The 816-nt window shown below is 70.3% G+C and carries 1 protein-coding gene; it reads left to right on the top strand.

Annotated features, from left to right (window positions below; all coding sequences use genetic code 11):
* Positions 1-803: DNA-binding protein (locus tag ACUH78_RS19395; protein WP_445334463.1), on the top strand; the 803-nt coding region annotated here is incomplete at its 5' end.
* Positions 804-816: the final 13 nt, after the last annotated feature.

The following is an 816-nucleotide window of genomic DNA, read 5'->3' as shown; positions in this document are numbered from 1 at the left end:
TGGCGAAAGTCGACATGCACGCCGCGACCGCGGCGATGCGCGAATGGCGTCGGCAGCAAACCGCGCAGGCGGCGCCGATCGAAGTCACCGTGCCCGAGGTTGTGGCCAAGGCGAGCGAGCAGGCGATTGCCCAGCTCTGGACGCAGGCGCAGGAGCTGGCGAACCAATCCTTGCGCGAGGCGCAATCGGCGTGGGACGCGGAGCGTGTCGAGCTCGACCAGATGCGCGTCGAGCTCTCGGACGCGTTCGAGGCCCAGGCCGACGAGCTCGAGCTCGCGAAGTCGCGCATCGAGGCGCTCGAGAACGAGGCGCGCGAGACGGCGGCGATCGCTGCGGCCGAACTCCAGAAGCTGCGCGACGAGCTCGGCCAGGTGCGCGCCGATCTCGGGGCAGCTACCACTCGCGCCGAGCGTGCCGAAGCGACTGCAGCCGAGCTCGACCACCGTGTCGCTGATTTGCGCGCGGAGCTCGACCGTGCGCATGCCGACGTCGACCAGGTGCGCGCCGAGATCAAGCGCACGACGACCGACGCCGAAGGCCTGCGCAACGAGCTTGCCGCGGTGAAGGCGAAAGCCGAGGCCGCCGACCAGGCGCACCAGGAGCACCGCAAAGAGGCCGCCAAGGAAGCACAGCGCTGCGCCGAAAAGGTGGTGGCGGCGCAGAAGTCACACGACGCGATCGCGAAGGAAGCCGCCGCCGCACGCGAAAGCGCCGCGCGTCTGTCCGGTCAGCTCGAGGCCGTCCAGGCGCAGAACGCCGCGCTGCTGGAAACCTTGCGCGGCAAGGTCGGCGGCAATGGCTGATCCGGCCAGCCGC

The organism is Thauera sp. ZXT1-4 (genome assembly GCF_052598215.2).
The sequence above is the reverse complement of the archived record's forward strand: the minus strand, read 5'-3'. Positions and strand labels throughout refer to the sequence as shown.